Annotated in this window: 22 protein-coding genes; 15 read left to right on the forward strand and 7 right to left on the reverse strand. The window is 39.2% G+C overall.

Translation table 11 applies throughout. From position 1 onward, the window contains the following. The first annotated feature begins 6 nt into the window (after positions 1–6). The 6 genes from FS736_RS24465 to FS736_RS20280 all read left to right on the forward strand — a co-directional run bounded on the left by FS736_RS24465 (position 7) and on the right by FS736_RS20280 (position 5,397). A complete protein-coding gene (locus FS736_RS24465; RefSeq protein ID WP_186326868.1) occupies positions 7–162 on the forward strand; it encodes a hypothetical protein in 156 nt (51 codons plus the stop codon). 127 nt (positions 163–289) lie between these two features. Beyond that, the gene (locus tag FS736_RS20260; protein WP_144480738.1) at positions 290–1,330 is read left to right on the forward strand and encodes a LacI family DNA-binding transcriptional regulator; all 1,041 of its coding nucleotides are present in this window, start codon (positions 290–292) and stop codon (positions 1,328–1,330) included. 41 nt (positions 1,331–1,371) lie between these two features. Continuing rightward, positions 1,372–3,054, forward strand: a complete 1,683-nt coding sequence (locus FS736_RS20265) for a glycoside hydrolase family 13 protein (RefSeq protein ID WP_144480740.1) — start codon at positions 1,372–1,374, stop codon at positions 3,052–3,054. A gap of 165 nt (positions 3,055–3,219) precedes the next feature. Further along, positions 3,220–3,945, forward strand: coding sequence for an SDR family NAD(P)-dependent oxidoreductase (locus tag FS736_RS20270; protein WP_144480742.1), 726 nt, complete (start codon positions 3,220–3,222; stop codon positions 3,943–3,945). Then, positions 3,945–4,982, forward strand: coding sequence for an S-adenosylmethionine:tRNA ribosyltransferase-isomerase (locus FS736_RS20275; protein ID WP_144480744.1), 1,038 nt, complete (start codon positions 3,945–3,947; stop codon positions 4,980–4,982). The genes FS736_RS20270 and FS736_RS20275 overlap by 1 nt, the downstream gene beginning before the upstream one ends. Positions 4,983–5,046: 64 nt before the next feature. Next, positions 5,047–5,397: a VOC family protein gene (locus FS736_RS20280; RefSeq protein WP_144480746.1), complete on the forward strand. Its 351-nt coding sequence runs from the start codon at positions 5,047–5,049 to the stop codon at positions 5,395–5,397. Positions 5,398–5,441: 44 nt separating this feature from the next. Here FS736_RS20280 and FS736_RS20285 read toward each other — a convergent pair whose 3' ends face one another. Further along, a complete protein-coding gene (locus tag FS736_RS20285; RefSeq protein ID WP_144480748.1) occupies positions 5,442–5,912 on the reverse strand; it encodes a DUF2062 domain-containing protein in 471 nt (156 codons plus the stop codon). 254 nt (positions 5,913–6,166) lie between these two features. Between FS736_RS20285 and pssA the strand changes: the two genes are divergently transcribed. After that, positions 6,167–6,862 (forward strand): CDP-diacylglycerol--serine O-phosphatidyltransferase, encoded by a 696-nt coding sequence (gene pssA, locus FS736_RS20290; protein WP_144480750.1) that lies wholly within the window; start codon positions 6,167–6,169, stop codon positions 6,860–6,862. A 56-nt stretch (positions 6,863–6,918) separates the two neighbouring features. Here pssA and FS736_RS20295 read toward each other — a convergent pair whose 3' ends face one another. Beyond that, on the reverse strand, positions 6,919–7,113 hold the full coding sequence (locus FS736_RS20295) for a CsbD family protein (RefSeq protein WP_144480752.1): 195 nt from the start codon (positions 7,111–7,113) through the stop codon (positions 6,919–6,921). A 265-nt stretch (positions 7,114–7,378) separates the two neighbouring features. Between FS736_RS20295 and FS736_RS20300 the strand changes: the two genes are divergently transcribed. Beyond that, a complete protein-coding gene (locus tag FS736_RS20300) occupies positions 7,379–8,428 on the forward strand; it encodes an ATP synthase beta subunit C-terminal domain-containing protein (RefSeq protein WP_144480754.1) in 1,050 nt (349 codons plus the stop codon). Positions 8,429–8,748: 320 nt separating this feature from the next. On the opposite strand, the gene FS736_RS20305 is transcribed toward FS736_RS20300, so the two are convergent. Together FS736_RS20305 and FS736_RS20310 are read right to left on the reverse strand one after the other, a co-directional pair. Next, positions 8,749–9,237, reverse strand: a complete 489-nt coding sequence (locus tag FS736_RS20305; RefSeq protein WP_144480756.1) for a hypothetical protein — start codon at positions 9,235–9,237, stop codon at positions 8,749–8,751. Continuing rightward, a complete protein-coding gene (locus tag FS736_RS20310; protein ID WP_186326869.1) occupies positions 9,230–10,678 on the reverse strand; it encodes a GGDEF domain-containing protein in 1,449 nt (482 codons plus the stop codon). Before FS736_RS20310 ends, FS736_RS20305 begins: the two co-directional genes overlap by 8 nt. A 248-nt stretch (positions 10,679–10,926) precedes the next feature. Between FS736_RS20310 and FS736_RS25275 the strand changes: the two genes are divergently transcribed. The 6 genes from FS736_RS25275 (at position 10,927) to FS736_RS20335 (ending at position 15,620) form a co-directional block, all read left to right on the forward strand. After that, positions 10,927–11,199: a DUF3231 family protein gene (locus FS736_RS25275; protein ID WP_260983670.1), complete on the forward strand. Its 273-nt coding sequence runs from the start codon at positions 10,927–10,929 to the stop codon at positions 11,197–11,199. A 10-nt stretch (positions 11,200–11,209) separates the two neighbouring features. After that, entirely contained in the window at positions 11,210–11,935 is a 726-nt protein-coding gene (locus tag FS736_RS20315; protein ID WP_260983671.1) for a DUF3231 family protein, read from the forward strand. A 440-nt stretch (positions 11,936–12,375) separates the two neighbouring features. After that, positions 12,376–12,780: a DUF6188 family protein gene (locus tag FS736_RS20320; protein ID WP_144480760.1), complete on the forward strand. Its 405-nt coding sequence runs from the start codon at positions 12,376–12,378 to the stop codon at positions 12,778–12,780. A 701-nt stretch (positions 12,781–13,481) separates the two neighbouring features. Beyond that, a complete protein-coding gene (locus FS736_RS20325; RefSeq protein WP_144480897.1) occupies positions 13,482–14,114 on the forward strand; it encodes a zinc dependent phospholipase C family protein in 633 nt (210 codons plus the stop codon). 130 nt (positions 14,115–14,244) lie between these two features. Then, a complete protein-coding gene (locus tag FS736_RS20330; RefSeq protein WP_144480762.1) occupies positions 14,245–14,751 on the forward strand; it encodes an NUDIX hydrolase in 507 nt (168 codons plus the stop codon). Between the two features lie 137 nt (positions 14,752–14,888). Then, positions 14,889–15,620: an alpha/beta fold hydrolase gene (locus FS736_RS20335; RefSeq protein ID WP_260983672.1), complete on the forward strand. Its 732-nt coding sequence runs from the start codon at positions 14,889–14,891 to the stop codon at positions 15,618–15,620. Between the two features lie 338 nt (positions 15,621–15,958). Here the strand turns inward: FS736_RS20335 and FS736_RS20340 are convergent, their stop codons facing one another. Next, positions 15,959–16,324 (reverse strand): hypothetical protein, encoded by a 366-nt coding sequence (locus FS736_RS20340; RefSeq protein WP_144480764.1) that lies wholly within the window; start codon positions 16,322–16,324, stop codon positions 15,959–15,961. Positions 16,325–16,552: 228 nt separating this feature from the next. On the opposite strand from FS736_RS20340, the gene FS736_RS20345 reads away from it, so the two are divergent. Further along, entirely contained in the window at positions 16,553–17,182 is a 630-nt protein-coding gene (locus FS736_RS20345) for a pyridoxamine 5'-phosphate oxidase family protein (RefSeq protein WP_144480766.1), read from the forward strand. Between the two features lie 48 nt (positions 17,183–17,230). Here FS736_RS20345 and FS736_RS20350 read toward each other — a convergent pair whose 3' ends face one another. Then, positions 17,231–18,106 carry a glycerophosphodiester phosphodiesterase gene (locus FS736_RS20350; RefSeq protein ID WP_260983673.1) on the reverse strand — a complete coding sequence of 292 codons (876 nt, stop codon included), beginning with the start codon at positions 18,104–18,106 and terminating at the stop codon, positions 17,231–17,233. Between the two features lie 114 nt (positions 18,107–18,220). Next, positions 18,221–19,525, reverse strand: a complete 1,305-nt coding sequence (locus FS736_RS20355) for a MerR family transcriptional regulator (RefSeq protein ID WP_222125087.1) — start codon at positions 19,523–19,525, stop codon at positions 18,221–18,223. Positions 19,526–19,796: the final 271 nt, after the last annotated feature.

A 19,796-nucleotide genomic window follows, 5' to 3' on the forward strand; every position in this document is an offset into this window, starting at 1 on the left:
GTTTAAATGCCAAGAGGAAAAGAACTGGAACAACTGCCAATGGCAAATTCATTGCCTGGTATGGGAGAAGACCGCAGTAAATATAACCGGGAAATCCTTACCGGTATTACTGAAAATGCTGGAACCCGACCTGCAGAAGATAGCAAAAAAAAGCAAAAGTAATCCGGGAAAGAAACCTGAAGGTCAGGGCCTTCAGGTTTCTCTTTTATAAGAAATAGTTGATATAAGATTGAAACCATATTATGATTAATTTAGAACGTAAACGTTTACGTAAAGGGTTTGATGGTTAATGAGTCATACAATAAAAGATGTAGCAAAACAAGCGAAAGTCTCTACCGCCACTGTATCAAGAGTTCTTAATGGACTGAGTGGCTTCTCCAAAGAAACCGAAGAAAAAGTGCTGCGAGCCATCAAAGAACTTGGATATCAGCCGAATGCAATCGCCCGTGGATTGGTCAGCAATAAATCCAATACTGTAGGAATCCTTTTTCCGGAGGTTTCCAGTCAATTCTCTTCAAATATCCTGCGTGGAGTCGAAAAAGCGGTTCATGATCTGGGCTCAAGTGTGATCGTCTGCAATACAGCATCACAAGGAAAGCGAACCATGAAGTATTTACAGCTCTTAGCAGAGAAGAGGGTAGATGGTATCCTGTTCGTCAGTGAAAAGATGACTGAGGAATATTACAAGCAACTCGAGTCGATGAAGGTGCCTGTTGTACTTGTTTCAACCGAATCCTACCAATACCCTTTGCCCTTCGTAAAAGTAGATGATAAACATGCAGCATTTACTGCAACTGATTATCTGGTAAAAATGGGGCACAGTAAAATTGGAATGATTGGCGGAAACACTCAGGATCCGATAGCCGGCCAGACAAGAGTAGATGGATTTAAACAGGCTATGGCTTATAATGGGCTCGCCATAATAGAAGAGAGTATCATCCATTCACCGGGATTTTCATTTAAGGATGGTTATATTCATTTTCCGAAACTCCTGGAACAATCACCAGATTTAACAGCAATATTTGCTGCAAGCGATGAGCTAGCTCTAGGCGCGATATCTTCGGCACATAAAGCCGGAATTAAAATACCAGATGAACTTTCAATCATCGGTTACGATAATCTCCCGGTTGCAGAAATGGCAATACCGCCATTGACGACAGTAGCTCAGCCGTTGGAACAAATGGGACGGGTTGCTGCAGAAATGCTTTTTACGATGATGGCCGAGGGCACAATTGTCGAAAGCAGAATCATGCCGCATTCTGTGGTCGAACGGGATAGTGTAAAAAGGCTTTCGATGAGGCGAGGGATGTTATATGAGCATCAAAATTAAAAACGTAAACGTTTACTTAAGATTACTTAGGAGTGACTTGCATGAAAAAACATTGGTGGAAAGAATCTGTCATATACCAAATATATCCCCGGAGTTTCAAGGATTCCAATGGTGATGGCATTGGCGACATCCCTGGCATTATTTCTAAGCTTGATTATTTAAAAGAATTGGGTATAGACGTAGTCTGGTTATCTCCTGTATATAAATCTCCTAATGATGATAACGGATATGATATCAGTGATTACCAAAATATCATGGATGACTTTGGGACAATGAAGGACTGGGAACTTCTCCTTAAAGAAATGCATGATAGAGGACTTAAACTGATCATGGACCTGGTTGTAAACCATAGCTCTGATGAACATCAATGGTTTATGGAGTCGAAAAGATCGAAGGATAACCCTTATCGTGATTATTATATTTGGAGACCGGGGAAAGATGGCAAGGAACCGAATAACTGGCAATCCACTTTCAGCGGCTCTGCATGGCAGTACGATGAAAATACTGAAGAGTATTACTTGCATATCTTCAGTAAAAAACAGCCTGATCTAAATTGGGAAAACCCTAAGCTTCGCCAGGAAGTATATGACATGATGAGATTCTGGCTGGATAAAGGGATCGATGGATTCAGGATGGATGTCATCAATTTCATTTCAAAAGTAGATGGACTCCCTGACGCTCCAAATCCTGAAGGAAAAAAATATGTATCCGGAAGCAGATATTTCATGAATGGACCGAGAATCCATGATTATCTTCAGGAAATGCATAGAGAAGCACTTGCTGATTATGATGTAATGACTGTTGGCGAAATGCCTGGTGTCAATGTGGAACAAGCCAAGCTTTACACTGATGAATCCAGGAACGAAGTCAATATGGTTTTTCAGTTTGAGCATGTTGACCTGGATTCCGGCCCAGGTGGAAAGTGGGATTTCAAACCCTTACAGCTTACTGATTTAAAGAAAAACTTTACTAAATGGCAAATGGGCCTTGAGGATATTGGTTGGAACAGCTTGTATTTGAATAATCATGACCAGCCGCGGATGGTTTCAAGATTTGGGAATGACAAGCAATACAGAGTGGAATCGGCGAAGATGCTGGCCACCTTCCTGCATATGCTGAAAGGAACACCGTATGTTTATCAGGGAGAGGAAATCGGGATGACCAACGTCCGCTTTGACTCGATCGATGATTATAAGGATATTGAGACCCTGAATATGTACGATGAGAAGGTCAATCAGCAGGGGGAAGATCCAGCAAAAGTTATGGAATCCATATATGTGAAAGGGCGTGACAATGCGCGTACACCTTTCCAGTGGGACGATAGCGAGCATGGCGGTTTTACAACAGGAACGCCTTGGATTCAGGTAAATCCAAATTATCCACAGATTAATGCAAGGCAGGCAGTCGCTGATGAAAATTCCATCTACCACTATTATCGGAAGCTGATTCAGTTAAGGAAAGAGCAGCAGATTATTGTCCATGGCCGCTATGATATTCTGCTTCCGGAAGATGAAAACATATATGTATATACGAGGACGTTGGGCTCGCAAAAGCTCCTTGTTATATTGAATTTTACCGGTGAGGAACAAAGCTTCACATTACCAGCAGACCTCCAGGATAAGAAAAGCGATGTTCTAGTGTCAAATTACGAGCCAGCACCTGAATACGTTTCTTCAATTCCCTTGAGACCATATGAAGCGATAGTATACCTTCTGGAACTTTAATAATTAATATGTAATCTGAAAAGGCTGCCATTGTGCAGCCTTTTTTGGGTTCTACTTTGAAAGTTCAGACTAAAGTCGTAGTACATTTCAAGCTTCTCTACGAGGATTCATTTTCTTGGAAATCTTATGATAAAGACAAGAAAGAAATCACAAGGAGGATTGACTATGGTAAAAAACAAAGTGGTGATGATTACTGGTGTCACGCAGGGACTTGGAAGAGCATTGACGTTAAGGTTTGCGAAAGAGGGAGCGAAACTGGCAGTCTGTGCCCGAAGGACAGAGGAGTTGTACAGGGTCAGGGAGGAAGCGGTAAGTTATGGAGTCGAAGTGCTTGCCGTTACGGCTGACATATCGATTCCCAGGGACGCAGAGAAATTCGTCGCTCTCACACTTGAAGCATATGGACGAATCGATGTGTTAATCAATAACGCCTCCATTCTGGGACCTAGCCCCATGCCTCTTTTACTCGATTTTCCCGAGGAGGATTTCACCGAGGTGCTCAAGGTTAACAGCATCAGTCCCTTTTTGGTCACGCGAAGGGTCCTGCCTTCCATGCTGGTAAATAATGAGGGGTCTGTTATAAATGTAACATCAGAAGCAGGTAATGTTGGATATGCCGGCTGGGGAGCATATGGAATCTCAAAATTTGCCGTCGAAGGTATGACCGAGACATGGGCAGATGAACTAAAATCTACGAATATTAGAATAAATATGGTTGACCCGGGTGAAATGGACACCGAGATGCATGCACTTGCGGTTCCAGATTGCGATTATGAGTTAGCAGATCCAAATGAGGTCGCTGATGTCTTCCTTTATCTTGCCTCAGATGCCTCAAAAGGGGTCAATGGCCAGAGATTAGAGGCTCAGGCATTTAAAAAGGAGGGATTATAATGCAGACAAAAACAACTGCAACATATGATTTCTTCCTGCCAGATTACCTTAATGCTTCCCATCCGCCGGAAAGGCGGGGACTTCGCCGCGATCAGGTCAGGATGATGGTTTTAGACAGGGAAACTGGCCGTGTTAGTCACGATCATTTTATTCGCCTCGAAAATTACTTGAACCCAGGAGATATACTTGTATTGAATAACAGCAGAACCATACCGGCTGCCCTGAAGGCAGATTGGATGCGCGACGGGAAGGTAATTGGAACTGACATTGAATTAAGACTAGCCAGAAAAAGGGCTGGAGCCGTTTGGGAAGTCCTGGCTACACAGCAGAATGTAAAAACAGGGGACTGTTTTAAAATATCGGATAAATTAGAAGCTGAGGTTATTGGGGAAGTCTTGAAATCCCCATTAAAAATTATGCAATTCACTCTTCAAGGAGAAAAGTTTTATGATGCAATCTATTCAGTAGGATACCCAGTAAGATACGAGTATATCAAAGTTCCGTGGGAGCTTGATTATTACCAGACTGTTTTCGCAAGCCAGCCAGGGTCAATAGAAATGCCATCAGCAGGCAGGGCGTTCACCTGGGAAATGTTAATGAAGCTCCAGGGAAAAGGGATAAAGCTAGTGTATCTTCAACTTCATACCGGGCTTGGTTATTTGCTTGATGACCTGAATCCTCATTCGCCGGAAGATCTTTATGAAGAATACTCAATAAACCAGGAAGCAATGGATGAAATACTCAAAGCGAAAGCAGGGGGAAGGAAGATTATCGCCGGGGGAACGACCGTAGTTAGGGCGCTTGAAACCGCAGCTGCTGAATCAACCCTGAATGGTTGGACCAATCTTTACGTTAACTCTGAATATCAATTACAGCTCGTGGACGGGATCATTACGGGATTTCATGAACCGAAGGCCAGCCATTTGGATATGCTGACAGCATTCATTAATGAGAATGGCCTATTTGAAGCTTATGCTGCCGCAATTAAAAACAATTATTTATGGCACGAATTCGGTGATATCAATCTGATTATTTAACCGAGTTTAAGATGACACTGTTAGTTTTTGATCATAAGTCACCTGAAAGGAGAGCGGGGGAATAATGAGGTTCCATCATTTAGGGATTGAAGTAAGTGATTTACAGGCTGCGAAAGCCTTTTATGAGAAAATTTTCGGGTTTAAAGAAAATGGAGGACTCCGATTTGGGGGAGAGGATATTTTCTTCTTGGAAAAGGATGGCTTCAAGATTGAACTTATTGGAAACGTGCCCGTATCGGAAAGTGGAGTGTCTATGCATCTTTGCTTTGAGGTGGATCATCTGAATTCTGTTATAAAGGAATTTCGTAGTCGAAATATCATACCTATAGAGGGTCCTTATATTGTGGGGAATTGGAGGACTGTATTTTACCCAGGCCTTGAACGAGAATTAATCGAATTCCTGGAAGTCATATAAATAAAAAATAAGGAGCAGAAAAATCTTAAGAATTTTCTTGCTCCTTATTTTTTTATATCCCATTTTTTTACTATATTCAGGAAGTTTAATCGGTACTTTCTCATGATGGTATAAACGACATAATAGACAATCAAACCGAAGAGAAGGATATTAATAATCATGCCAATGAAGAAAACGGCACCTAAATGCATTCCTGCTTCCATTCCATGTAATGTCATACCAACTGGAGAATGAAAGTTCCCACCTGGAATGACAGTCTCACCCACGACTACATTCAGATAAAACAAAAATGGAAACAGCCAGATCAGAGCTACGCCGCTTATGAAACCTGCCATAGCATTACCCTTGAACACCTTAGCACTTACGGTAGACAGGATGGGTCCCATCCCAAAAGATGGAATGAAATGGATTAAAAAACCCATGGTAAATCCTATTGAAACATTGTGTGCGTTTTCCTTTATTCTTAATAATTTTATAAGAAGAAATTTGATCCTGCGCATATATTTGTTGATCATAATTCACCAACCCCAGATAAGTATACAATTAGAAGAAACATTTTTAAAGCATTTTTTACAGAGGCCATCCATAACATTTCTTACAAAATCTTTTATGAATTTTTATGATTATATTCTACTCAGGATGAGAATTAATGATATAGTTAAACTATATTTTCGGCGATTAAATGAAAAAATAAACATGTTTGCTAGGCTGCCAGGGTAAAAATAGGCATATGCAGAATTAGATTATGTTCGGAGAGTGATGACAACTGATGCGGTTTACAAAGATGATTCCCAATATGTTCACACTGGGGAATCTGTATTGTGGTTTTCTTTCGATTGGATTTGCGGCTAATGGTCAATTTAACAATGCGGCCATTTTAATATTAATCGGCATGATGCTCGATAGCATGGATGGAAGACTTGCGAGGATGCTGAAGGCGGATAGCCAGCTTGGCAAGGAGCTTGACTCACTTGCGGACATCGTTACCTTCGGTGTAGCGCCGTCATTCCTGGTGTATTATACATATTTCTACCAATTTGGGATATGGGGTCTAATGGTTGCCGGACTATTTCCGCTTTTTGGAGCTTATCGCCTGGCGAGGTTCAACATCAGCACGGATAAATCATCACTTAATTACTTTATTGGCGTTCCAATCACTGCTGCAGGCGGAATCATGGCCATCCTTACCCTATTCGGGCACTTGATTCCTAATATCGTTACGACGGTTGTCTTTACAGCTCTCAGCTTCCTGATGGTCAGCAGGGTGAGGATTCCTAGCTTTAAAGAAGTTCCGCTTCCAAAATACGGTACCATTGTTACCATTTTTCTTGGGTCTTTGTTATTTGTCATATGGAAAGGGACGTATGGACAATTCCCATATTTGATTTATTTTGCAACACCGTTATATATAGCCTATCTTGCATACCGGTTTGTAAAGGGTAAAAATAAGAATAATGTTGAGTAGAACAACAAGAAAACGCCTTCGCTCGTTGCGAAGGCATTTTTTCTTATTTATAGCTATTAATCTCTTGAAGAATCGTTAAATGCGCGTGATACGTCCTCTTTTAAATCCCCGGCGGTTTCTTTCAATTTGCCTTTTCCTTTATCAAGACGGCCTTCCGCTTCCATGGATTCATTGTTGGTCACCTTGCCAAATTGCTTCTTGGCTTCACCTTTTACCTGATCGAAAGCGCCTTTTGTTTGTTCGTCATTCATTGTTTTGGCCTCCTTTAATTGTGTATATTCTTTTATACCCGTTTAAAGGGAGGACAAACTCATAAGACTTCTGTGAAAGTAACTCTAGTTAAAATAGCTTGATGTTGAGTACAGTTACACAAATCGATAAGCATTTAATTTATTTAGGTGAACTGCCTTTTATGCACACGAAAAGTTAATGAGTAAAAAAATTACTTTAGAGAGTAAGTGATCGTTGCTTTATAGAGTAAAAATGATTACTATTAAAAGTAAGGAGGAGGAAGCGATGGAAAAACTTAGATTGAATGTGGCTTTACTGAGGAAGCGAGTACCTAATCTTACTACCGCAGCAAAATCTGTCGGACTAAGACCTGCTACTGTTTCAAACCTATCTACGGGTAAAATTCCCGTTGGCAGGGCGGAGGTACGTACAATTGTGGCACTGGCGGAGCTTGCTGGCTGCTCCCTGGATGAACTTATTTTAAGAGGGGAGAGTGTGGAAATGATCGAAACTGGTATTAAAATCTTAGACTTATTTGCTCCAATTGCAAAAGGCGGGACAGTTGGCCTGGTCGCACGGCCGGGTATGGGCCAATTAGTAGTATTGGCTGAAATGCTGCACAGATTAAAAATGGAAGAGTATAAGACCATTCTTCTCAATCCAAAGGACAACCATCCTGAAATGAACGACATCCTTGATGATGTTGACTTTGTGGCTAATAGTATAGAAGAGACTTTTAACATGATGATTTCTGCAGGGGTTGACAAGAAATTTGTACTTACAGCTGATCGTGCATATGTTTTATCAGGAGAGATGTACACCCTGCAAGAAATGCTTGATGATAAAGACATGACAGAAGTAACAACATTCTTGCTCGATTTAAAAGGAGAAGCAGTGGATGATGATCTTCCATATGGACCGCTCGATACTTTGTGGCAATTCGATGCTGATTTGGCTGCAAGACATAAATATCCGGCCGTAAATCCTATCTACTCTACATCTTCCATCCTTGAGGGTTCTTATCTAGACCCCGTTCACCATGGCGTACAGCAAAAAGCACAAAAATTACTCCGCCGATATCGGGAGTTGCGTTCGATCGTTACGGTTCACGGTGTCGGCCGTCTGCCGGAATCCGAACTTCAAGTCTACAAGCAAGGTGAAAAACTGGAGGCCTATTTGACTCAGCCCTTTTATGTTGCCGAACCTTATACTGGGAAAAAAGGTGTAACAGTAGGATTAAAAGAAACTTTATCTGACGTGAAAAAAATTCTTGAAAGCTCTCCAAGTGAGTTTAATGCAGAAGACCTCCAATTTATTGGTAAAATCGAATCTTGATCAGATAATTGAGAAAAGCCCGAGGTGCCTAGGGCTTTTTATCGTTCACCAGCTGAATATTCATGCTTAACATGGATTTGTATGTTTTGAAGACGGGGATTGCAATGAAGAATTTGCGCCATGTATTGGTCAATAATTCCATCCATTTGTTGATGGTTTTTTGGGCTGCACTGCTGAAAAAATGGATTTATCGTTGATTGGAAAGCCCAGATAAAGATTCACTAAAAGAATTAAAAGAGCCGGCAATTAATTAAAACCGGCTCTTTCCGTTTTTATTAGATATGCATTTAACAGTGAGGTGTTCTTTGACCTTTGGCTCCTTAATAACGGCCTACTTGCAGCTGCTTGAACACCTCATCCCGAACCTCTTGCAGGGTGTCAGGGTGGAGCAGCTTTGTGGTACTAATTTTTAAATAAGCCTCTTCATCAATACTGCCTTCTTGCTGAAGCTTATCTAAATGGGGAAGCCGGAAATTTCCGATTGGCAAATATGCGAGATATAGTTTTTCTCCTTCATGGTCCAAAGATATTTTTATTCCCTTTAACTCAGGATAAAAAAAGGATGAGTAATCCTGTTCGATGATCAAGTCCTCTTTCACCGCCGCTTTTATATAGGGAAGAGTAGTAGGAAGTGAAATGAAATAGATCATCTGGTCATAAGAGTAATGTAAATCAGCTATTCTGATAGCATATTGGGATGTGACCCGCTTCGAGTAATTCTTCATCGAAAGGGTATACATCGGCCTGCTTGTCATTATAGATGTCAAAACGAAGACCAATGCAGCGATAATAAATGTCAGTTCAATCAATGCAAACGAACTCCTTAAATGTGACCACCGTATTTTTTCCAGATCTTTTTGCTTTATAAAGTGCTTGATCGGCTGCCTCAATGAGTTCATTTTTACTCGTGATGGCAGGGTGATCTGTACATGCTATTCCAATGCTTACAGTTAAAATGCCATGTGGTTGGGTTTCCTCGCCGGGAAAGCTTGCTGCTTCTACATTTTTTCGAATGGTTTCCGCCATTACTTCTGCTTTTGGCAGAGGTGTTCCCGGTAAAAGCACAACAAATTCCTCACCGCCAAACCTGAAGGAGAAATCACCAGCTCTTAATGAATTCTCTATGACACGTGCAAGTTTCATCAACACCTCATTACCAAGGAGGTGTCCATTCTTATCATTAAAAACCTTGAAATAGTCAATATCGAAAATAATCAATGACAAAGGCCCGGGACCTTTTGCATCATCTGGAAAGTAATCATCAAGAATAGTCTGGAATGCGCGCTGGTTTAGGAGCCCCGTAAGTCCATCTCTCAAGGCCATTTCTTCAATCTGTTGATAAAGTCTGGCATGGTCAAGCGCGATGGCCGCCTGGTTGGCAAGCGGCAGAATATTCTCAGTATCTATCAATGTAATCGGACGCTTGTTAACAATATTGTCTATCAAAAGGATTCCGATATTTTTCCCCTGATTAATCAAGGGGATGACCGCAAATTCATCCGTTTGGAACAGGCTGTTAATCAGTGCCTGGGAGGAATCGGTTTCATCGATCTCCTTCACGATCACCGGCTGTTGTCGTGTTAATGATTGGCTAAAGACATTTTGGCCATCAAGCGGAATATCCAGTGACCGAAGTATTGAATTCAATTCAGGATCAGTGAAGTTGCTGTCGAAATTATGTTCAATCAAGTCGCGCAGCTTCAATTTGTCTTCCGATATCTTCTCCCAAACTTCATAGCCTTTTTTTACATCCATCGGCCCTACACCGACTACTCCTTTTAAAGAATTTGTTTCATGTGATGACAAGAAAATCATTGCCCGATTGAAGCCTAGTCCATGACCCGCAGTAACCGAAGTCAGGATTACTTTCAATAGCATATCCTGCTGAAGAGTTCGCTGCATGGTCGTACTTACTTCACGGAACACTTGTAAATGCTTTGATTGATTCATGAGCATATTTGTCCACAACTGATGATTGGTTCCCTTTTTATCGATTTGTTGTGAAACATAACCTGCTGCTGAACCAATTGCAAAATACACCGGGATAAGGAGTATCGGGAAAACTTCAGCCTGAAAGAAAACAAGGGAGGTGCTTAATCCAGCGGCAGTTAATCCGCCTATCAGGTTGAAGGAGGATCCTGATAATGCAATAAAAAAGAGAACCATCCATATTAAATGGTTTGTTCCAAAAAGCAAACCAGAAATTTCGACAAGCAACAGAGAGGCGAGGACCAGGATAAGTCGATTCAACCAAGCGCTTACATGGAATCTAATGATATTCGCTAATCCAGCTAACCCGCCGGAGATTAGGATTATAAAAAGAAGTTCAATCAGAGTGCTCACTCCTATATGGGACATCTTAAGTCCATTTTACTATTTATTTCATATGGACTCGGTTTTTTTCACTATAAAGATTTTTATCTAAATTAGTTATGTAATAAATAAAAAAAACTGAATCAGAAATAATAATTATATCATCGAAGTATCGGGGTGAGAAGATGGAAGATAAGACGAAAATCGACTTAACAGCTGCAGAAATGTCCAGTCTTTGGACACAGTATATAAACGATACGGTTTCAATCTGTGTATTAAGCTATTTTTTGAATAAAACCGAAGATAACAGAGTAAAAGAAATCGTCGAATTTGCCCTAAATGCTTCACGAAAAAACATTTCTCTTGGACAGGAGATTTTCGATGGAGAAGGATTTCCCTATCCGGTCGGTTTTACAGCAAAAGACGTGAATGTCCATTCCCCCAAGGCTCTTTTCTGATACGTTTGTGATGATGTATCTTAGGTATATGTCCATTCTTGGCATGGCTGCAAACGCAGCGGCAATCGGTCTCGGTACACGGCCTGATGTTATCCTCCTGCATAAAAGCGTATTAAAATCGGCAATCCAGCTGCAGGATAAGACCAGGGAATTGATGCTTGAACAGGGTACTTACATAAGGCCTCCATTTATATCGGTTCCGGATAAAGCAGAATTTGTGGAAAAACAAAAATTTCTTTCCGGATTGAAAAATAGAAGGCGAGCATTGACTTCTATAGAAATTTCACATTTATTCTTGAATATACAGACAAATCAAATAGGCAAGGCCTTAATTATGGGTTTCATCCAGGTAGCTCAAGATAAAGAAGTCAAGGGATACTTACAACGAGGAAAGAAAATCGCCCATAAGCACGGAGATTTATTCAGTGATATTCTTAAGCAGAATGATATACCAGCTCCGATGTTCTGGGACTCGGCAGTAACAGATACGACAACACAAATTTTCTCGGATAAGCTGATTATGTTCCATGTTTCAGCTATGATTGCCGCGGGTATCGGCAATTATGGTGCAGCAATGGCGGCAAGTCCGCGAAAAGATATCGGAATACAGTATGCATCATTGATCCCGGAAATCGCATTGTATGCTGAGGACGGTGCGAATATCATGATTAAAAACTCCTGGTTGGAGGAACCCCCGATGGCCGACGATCGAGACGTGCTTTCCGGACAGAAATAAGCTTAATTTGATCCAATTAGAAAAATCTCTTTCCAAAATTAGTAACTCTATTTATAAGAGAATATAACTTAATAAGCACGCTAAATAGCAGTCCATTTTGTAACTGAATTGGACTGTTTCTTTTTGTTGAGGGTGAATCAGCGCGGTAATTCGTACCCAATTAGACTTGGTGACAAAAAGTTATTATCAGTATGTAAATTCATATGACTATATTTGTTAGAATTGGTAAAATAGGGTCGGATATATATTTTTATATTTTTCAACTTTCTACGACGAATAGTTAAATAAGAAACCTAGATATCCTAAGAGGAATTTCCTTGCCGGTAAAGAATACTAAGAATGAAATGTCGCTTTGTTTTAAAAAGCTCTCTTATAACAGCTTTGTGTTCTTAAGTAAAAGAACTCTAATTAAATGATTTCTATATAAAGTAGGGAAGAAAATGTATAGAAAATTAAGTAATATTGACTTCAATTCTTTTATAGGCCAGAAAGTAACCGAGGTAAGAGTGGATAAGAATCTACCTTTAGTAATGATTTTTGAATCAGGCAGATTAATAGTTGAATGTCCATGGAGGCTGCAAGTTAAGAAAGAAATTGCCATTGGGTATTCAGACTGTATCCACTCACCTGAAAGATACTCTCATAAAAAGATTGAAAAGATACTTATGGGAAAAGGAATAATTAATATCCTTCATTTTGATGAAATATCTGATTTAGTCGTGAAATTTGAGGGTGACGTTGTTCTTGAATTGTTCCATGACAGTAATTATTTTGAAGGATGGCAGATAAGTGAAGACAAAGGGTTTGAATTAGTATCTTTGCCAGGAGGTTCTTATTCGGATTAGTTAAGCACAACCATCGTACGATTGTTTGGTGGCTTAAGTATAATAATGCATTTAGCTGTAATACCTCCTTATTATTTCTTAAACGTAGCAGCATACCCATACGTGTACTAATGGAAACTCACGTAATATGAAATTTATTTGATCTAAAAGGAAGATGGTACCTTTTTTGTTGTATTCCTATTTGCATGGGGCAGTTAGTTTATTATAAGTTTTTGTCTTAGGATAGGCTAATTTATTATCTTTTGGATTAAAGTACAAAATGAACCAGGAATAGGAGAAAAGGATGAATAAACAAATTAGTCAATTTTTCTATATATCATTATATATTGGTAATCTTATTAAAAATAAAATTGGAATGGGCAATAAGGGGATTATTGTATACGTATTAGTATATTTTAGTTTTTCTACCTTTCTGTCAATACTCACCAATGGATCTGATATATGGTTAATTAAGGTGCTTATGCCTTCTTTTATTAGCAATTATCTACTGATGGGAATGCTGTATGTCTTCTTTTTTACTTGGAGGAGATAGAAATGTACGGACAGTATAAGGTGGGTTGATTCAAGAAGGAATAGCTTCCTTCTTTTTTTCCTTATTGAACAAATGGCGCAATTTAGTTAAAGAAGAAGCTGGAAAACATAGGGTTATAAAATGTCTTCTTGAATTAAATAGATCAGAAGTGAAAAAAGGGGAGAGTATTTTGGGTTCAAGAATAATGCACTCAATTATTGGTAAAAAAATTGCAGAGGCTTTATCGATCGAGGACAAAACATCATTTTTGCTTGGCAGCATTGCTCCAGACGCAGTTTTTACATACGAGGAAAAAAACTTATCACATTTCTTCATAGGTGAAGTGCAAGATTATTCAAGAAACGTTGATTATAAAGGATTTTTACATAAATATAGTTCCCAAGTAGAAAACGCTTATATATTGGGGTACTGTGCACATTTAATTGCTGATGATATATGGTTAAGAGGTTTTAACCTGTCTTGGTTAAAGAACAGAATGGATGCTGATGATGGATTATACAAGTTATACCATAATGATTTCCGATTACTAAATGGAAAGTTATTAGAACACTATGGTTTTTCAGATGAATTGAGAAAGTTATTTAGTCATTATCATCTAACCCAAGATTTAGATGAGGTTACTTCGATAGAAGTTGAAAAATTAGTTCCTTATGTATTAGGAGATATGGTGTACGATAAGGAACTTCTAAATGAAAAACTTAATGTTTTTACTTTTAATCAAATTATCGGTTATATAGAGACTTCAGTTGATCATGCGGTACAAATTATTAAACCACACCTTACAAAACAAGTCAGAAACTAATAGATGCGTAGACTCATGGTGAAACTGCCTACACATTTTGAGTTCTTTCTAATTAAAAACGATCAAGGAATATGGATACTGCATACGCAATAAATAAACGGAAAATTCCGAATAAAAAGGGGGTTGGAATATGTTCTTTCCTACACATATTGTATCTGCTGGTGGATTTGTTGAAGATTCGGAAGGAAATATTCTTTTAGTAAAAACTCGTGACGGTGGTTGGGTTTATCCTGGAGGACAAGTGGAAGCCGGAGAAAATCTCATGGATGCTTTGGTTCGTGAAATCAAAGAAGAAAGTGGAATTAGCACGACGGTTAGCCACTTAGTTGGTGTCTATTCAAATACGGGTACTTTTAAATGGTACGATGGTGAAACTGATGTTCCTACTCAAGTTATTTTTGATTTCGTATGTCATCCTATTGGTGGTCAATTAGCTGTTTCTGAAGAAACCACTGATTGCCGCTGGGTAGCGAAAGATCAAGTTTTAGAAATGGTTACACATCCCGCTATTCGAACTCGCTCTCAAGCTTATCTGCAGTTTAAAGGGGAGGTAAATTACATTGAATATATTACAAGCCCCCAGTTTAAAATCAAGCATCAGACAGGGATATCGAAGCAGATTGTTTCTCCAATATGATACTGACAGGCGCATCGATTAGGAAAGATAAATAGGGTTTGAAAAAACTTTTAAAAAAACGAAGCAATTTAGTGGAAGAAGATTGGTGTATTTAGGAAGAATATCAGCATTAAAACTTTATTTCAAGGGTGATATTATTGGTTGAAAAGTACATTAAGGTGGAAAATGGCAATCTTTGGACAGATAAAAGAGGGCAGGGAGTTCCGGTTATTTTAATCAGCGGTGGTCCTGGCTCTTGTAACTATTTAGATTCTATATCAAATCTTATTGATGATATCTGTGAAGTTATTATGTTTGATCCTAAAGGATGTGGTCGATCAAATTATGATGGAAATGGGTACGATTTAGAAGCTTGTCTTCAAGACATTGAAAACATTCGGGAAGAGTACGGCCATCAAAGTTGGGTAGTAATTGGACATTCCTGGGGGGCTGATTTAGGGTTGGCTTATTCGCTTTTGTATCCCAAATCCGTAATAGGCTATGTTTCAATTTCAGGAACTGGAATCCAAAATGATAGGGATTGGAAAGATACTTATAATCGAAACAAAGTAGAAATTGATGAATTGAAACCGGATTTTGAGTATGAGGCTAATAATATTGTTCACCGTTCTCTTATTGATTCTTGGAGAGAATTTATAAAGAAACCATTATTGTTAAAAGAAATCTCACAGATTGACTTACCTTCACTTTTTATTTATGCCGAAAATGATATTCGCCCTTCTTGGTCAATTGAACAAATCTCAAATCTTATTCCTAATTCTAGATATATCGAAATTGAAGGAGCAGAACATTATATTTGGCTAAACAAGAAGAAAGAATTAGGTGAAGTCTTAAAACCTTTTATTAAGCAAATGGGCCAGTTATTTTAAGAAAAACTTAAATCATATTGTAAAATTAAAGAGATCCTCAAGTCTTGACTTCCATACAGTTAATCCACAACGAAATTGTCACCACCATAAATGAGATTTTGAAGAAGTCGTAAATAGTTGGTTGGACTGTTAACAAGCACGTATATTTTCTAAATGAATATCAGAACAATTGTGTAAAAAACTACTTAAAGTAACGGGTACTTATGCCAGAAAAATAATTAGTGAAATGCTTGGAGATTCACTACCCCAAGCATTTTTCTTGCCAAATCTCCTTTTAATTAGCTTTTGCCGTTTAGAACAGAAGTCGTTAAAAAAGTGGAAAGGTACTTTCTTTTCGTTCATTGACTTTGATTCAAATTCGGGAATTTGACGGGGGTATTTAATGATAGTTGATCCCGGTAGGAACGATAAGCAACGACACTGTGAAAGTTTGAATGAACATCTAACTGAAGAATCTTAGAGCCATTTGTTTCTAAATAATACTTCATTTGTCCTTGCGCAAGCTCATAGAATGACAAAGTAATCCCCAAATAGTGTTTCGTGGTCACTTTACTGTCAGGATGATTCATCACATAATTTGCAATCTGCTGTACCGTAGCTGATGGTGTAGAGGTGATGGAATAAAAAGTCTCCTTTGCATTGCTATACGCTTGGTTTAAAGTGTTTCTTGCTTTTTCAAGAAATTGGTTAACAGCATTGTTCATATTTGTACCTCCAACTCTATTTAAGATGTTTATTAATATACCCTTCTAATTTCATTAGAATCCATATACTGGTTCAAATTTGAGAAGAAAAAGGCGGGAGATTAGTTGCTGTGGTAAAGTAATGCTTAACCAAAGTGTTTTATGAACATTCTTAGGATGAGTTTAAAACAATTCGTTATAATATGATGATTAAAGTGGTAAGGATTTACATAAACAGAAAACGGGGGAATGAGGGAATTGGATCATACGATCAAAAGCTTTGATGAATTAAGAGAACGATTCGGGGAACCAAGTGAACTGGCAAAGCGCAAGGTCATTTCTTATGTGGATGAGCATTGCCGCAACTACATATCAAAATCACCCTTTTTAATTCTTTCCACTTCGGATAAAGACGGCTGCAGTGATGCCTCTCCCAGAGGAGATACTCCAGGGTTTGTGCTGATTCTCGATAAAAATAGGATTGTGATACCAGACCGTCCCGGAAACAAAAGAATGGACTCGCTGAAAAATATTTTATCGAATCCACAAGTTGGCTTATTATTCCTTATCCCAGGTATGTCGGAAACATTAAGAGTCAATGGCAGGGCAAGCCTTACACTTGATCCTGAATTGCTGGGAAGGATGGCAGCAGGAGGGAAAAATCCACTGTTAGGTATAGAAATAGAGGTAGAAGAATGTTTCATACAGTGCGGAAAAGCATTAAGACGTTCTGGATTATGGGTTCCCGAAAGCTGGGCAGATCCTTCCACACTGCCATCAGGGGCTGAAATACTTGCTGCTCATTCCAAATTGCCCGGCACGACTGCGGCCGAAATAAAAGATAGATTAGAAGATGGGTATAGGAATAGATTGTATTAGGATTAAAAAAGCTGCCCTTTGGCAGCTTTTTCTAAAGCATTTTAATTTTCAACGTTTCTTGATTTTCTCCCGGTAGACTTCGTACAGGCGGTCAGGATAATTAGTGAACATCCCGTTTACACCCCAATCAAGAAGCATTTCCATATCTTCCTTTTCATTGACTGTATAAGGAAAAATCAGTAATCCAGAATCAGAAATCTTTTTTATATACGCAGGATTGGCAGCAGTGTAATGCAACCCAACACCTACAGCATATTCTTGCAATTTCCCGATTTCACTATCCGTTATAGTAGCTGGAGCATAATAGGAAAGTAATTGGATTAATGGAATCGATTCATCGATTGCATGGATTTTCCGCAAACTTGCAGAACTGAATGACTGGATGATCACATTGCCAGCTTTATTTTCGGCACCAATCAGTTGATACTCATTCAGAAGGTCAATCAACTTTTGTTCCATTTCGGGATAGACATCCGGTGATTTTGTTTCGATAAAAAATTTCGAATCAGAGCCGAATTTTTCAAGGATTTCCCTAAGCATCGGGATCTTAAGCCCCTTGAATTCAGTTTTCGCTTTATCCGGAAAAGCTTCATTGAACCAGCTGCCTGCATCAAGCCGCTTGATTTCTTCCAGTGTTAAGTTTTTAACCAGTCCAGTCTTGCCTGTAATCCGGTCAATCGTTTCATCATGCAGGGCAATCAATTCACCGTCCCTGGTCATTTGCAGATCGATCTCAATGTAATCGCCATTCATTGCCTTTCCTAATTCATAAGATGGGAAAGTGTGTTCAGGCGCATGACCAGAAGCACCACGGTGTGAGATATTGATATCTTCCATTCCATTAATTGAGGAACTGGCTGCTTGTGGAGACAGATTCCACGGTAAAAAAATGACCAACGCAATAGTTCCCAGCCAGCGATTCATACGGCCCACTAGTTTTCCCTCCAGATTCATTTGCATTTGCTGTACGATATTCTTTTGCTTGAATCCTGTTCTAGTGTAACTATTATTTACAAATTGCCTGGTTATATGCTGATTCTATTTCCAAACCTTCCACCAGTTTCTTTTTGCCTGTTTTGAAGCGGCTGTTTCCCTGAAACTGTCAACCATACCTTTGAACATTTCATCGCGCTGTTTGATTTCCTGTCTTAATTCTTCCCGTTCGCTCTGTAGGGTACGGACCAAATATTCGCGTTCTTGGTTGATGACTTGATTCAGATTGGCCAACTCCTGATTTGTAGTTTCCCGACTGTTGGAAACATAATCAGCAAGAATCTTGAATTCCTCGGAGACCGTTTCGGTCGTTTCGTTCAGACGCTTGGCAAGATTGGATATATCCTTGTTAGTGCCAGAAGATAGCTGATCAACAGTACTTGCTAATTTTAAGATTTTCTCATTCGTTCCTTTATACGTTTTTGTCATATTGGACGTAAGCGTCGCAATTCGTTCGGAGGTGCCTTTTGAAACATTCGTAAGGCTTCCTGTAAGTGCATTTATTTTTTCAGAAGTACCCTTTGAAACCTTCGCAACACTCTCAGTCAGTTTAGAGATTTTTTCACTTGTACCTTTTGAGCTTTTCTGGATAGTTTCAGATAACTGGGTAATTTTTTCAGTGGTACCATGAGAAGCTTTGGTAACCCGCTCCGATAATTTGGTGAACATTTCGGAAGTACCCTTTGAAACCTTCTCGAGATTGGCATTAATTTCGGAGGTGCCTTTCGAAACATTCGTAAGCTCGGATGAAATGGTTACGAGCCGTTTGGAACTATCTTCTGAAGTCCTGTTCACTGTTTCTGAAAGCACCGTTATATGCTCATTGGTTCTTTCACCGGTTTTATAAATTGAATCCGACAGGGATTTAACTGTAGTGAGAGTTCCTTTGGAAATTTCCTTTTTTACCTCTTCAATGACTTCTTTTCTAATACCATTTCTGATCTCTGCCTTGACTTCTTCAATCAACGAATCTTTATATTGCTCCATTGCCTTCATGAAATCACTATATTCATCCTGGCTGTAAGAAAGGGAAGTGCCAGGCGATTCAGGCTTAATTGTCAGGCTGTTAGGATTGTATTCCTGGTCGGGAAAATGGTTTGTCTCCATATGATGCTGCAGAAGGTCCCTAATCATATCTTTGCTGAGATTTTTATCCCGCATCTGTTTTATTTTCATCAGTTGATCTATTTCAACATCCGTATAGAATCTTGCTCCCTGCTTCGTTCTGGGAACAACAAGCAGGCCGGACAGGTCCTTTTCCCATTGTCTGATGGTTCCAGACGGAACATTAATTTTCTTGGACACCTCTTTAATTGTATATGCCTTCGTGAATTGAGTGTCAGTCATCATGCCCATTCCTTTCTGAATTGTATTATGAAAAATCAGTGTCCTATTACAATTCAGCAAATGTATTCCTGTTTTCCTGCATGATGACAAAAGCTATCAAAACTAGTGGGATTTCTGCATAACAACCAATAAAGGTACAGAGTTTGCATTCGATTCCCAAGAAAAAAGTTTGATTTGTCGTGATGAATTTATGATTTTGATTTACAATAGTCATGTAAGCCCAATAACTAGGCTGAGGGATAAAAAAATTGTCGGAAATTGATTGCCCTCAATA

This window comes from Cytobacillus oceanisediminis 2691 (assembly GCF_007678455.1).
GTDB lineage: Bacteria > Bacillota > Bacilli > Bacillales > Cytobacillaceae > Mesobacillus > Mesobacillus oceanisediminis_A.

Coding starts and splice junctions, on each gene's coding strand:
- FS736_RS20350 (WP_260983673.1), bottom strand. CDS start 18,106: ATGAATCGCTGGCTGGGAACTATTGCGTTGGTCATTTTTTTACCGTGG.
- FS736_RS20260 (WP_144480738.1), top strand. CDS start 290: ATGAGTCATACAATAAAAGATGTAGCAAAACAAGCGAAAGTCTCTACC.
- FS736_RS20300 (WP_144480754.1), top strand. CDS start 7,379: ATGGAAAAACTTAGATTGAATGTGGCTTTACTGAGGAAGCGAGTACCT.
- FS736_RS24465 (WP_186326868.1), top strand. CDS start 7: ATGCCAAGAGGAAAAGAACTGGAACAACTGCCAATGGCAAATTCATTG.
- FS736_RS20345 (WP_144480766.1), top strand. CDS start 16,553: ATGAGGGAATTGGATCATACGATCAAAAGCTTTGATGAATTAAGAGAA.
- FS736_RS20270 (WP_144480742.1), top strand. CDS start 3,220: ATGGTAAAAAACAAAGTGGTGATGATTACTGGTGTCACGCAGGGACTT.
- FS736_RS20295 (WP_144480752.1), bottom strand. CDS start 7,113: ATGAATGACGAACAAACAAAAGGCGCTTTCGATCAGGTAAAAGGTGAA.
- FS736_RS20320 (WP_144480760.1), top strand. CDS start 12,376: ATGTATAGAAAATTAAGTAATATTGACTTCAATTCTTTTATAGGCCAG.
- FS736_RS20330 (WP_144480762.1), top strand. CDS start 14,245: ATGTTCTTTCCTACACATATTGTATCTGCTGGTGGATTTGTTGAAGAT.
- FS736_RS20275 (WP_144480744.1), top strand. CDS start 3,945: ATGCAGACAAAAACAACTGCAACATATGATTTCTTCCTGCCAGATTAC.
- FS736_RS20315 (WP_260983671.1), top strand. CDS start 11,210: ATGATGTATCTTAGGTATATGTCCATTCTTGGCATGGCTGCAAACGCA.
- FS736_RS20265 (WP_144480740.1), top strand. CDS start 1,372: ATGAAAAAACATTGGTGGAAAGAATCTGTCATATACCAAATATATCCC.
- FS736_RS20340 (WP_144480764.1), bottom strand. CDS start 16,324: ATGAACAATGCTGTTAACCAATTTCTTGAAAAAGCAAGAAACACTTTA.
- FS736_RS20285 (WP_144480748.1), bottom strand. CDS start 5,912: ATGATCAACAAATATATGCGCAGGATCAAATTTCTTCTTATAAAATTA.
- pssA (WP_144480750.1), top strand. CDS start 6,167: ATGCGGTTTACAAAGATGATTCCCAATATGTTCACACTGGGGAATCTG.
- FS736_RS20355 (WP_222125087.1), bottom strand. CDS start 19,525: ATGATGACTGACACTCAATTCACGAAGGCATATACAATTAAAGAGGTG.
- FS736_RS20280 (WP_144480746.1), top strand. CDS start 5,047: ATGAGGTTCCATCATTTAGGGATTGAAGTAAGTGATTTACAGGCTGCG.
- FS736_RS25275 (WP_260983670.1), top strand. CDS start 10,927: ATGGAAGATAAGACGAAAATCGACTTAACAGCTGCAGAAATGTCCAGT.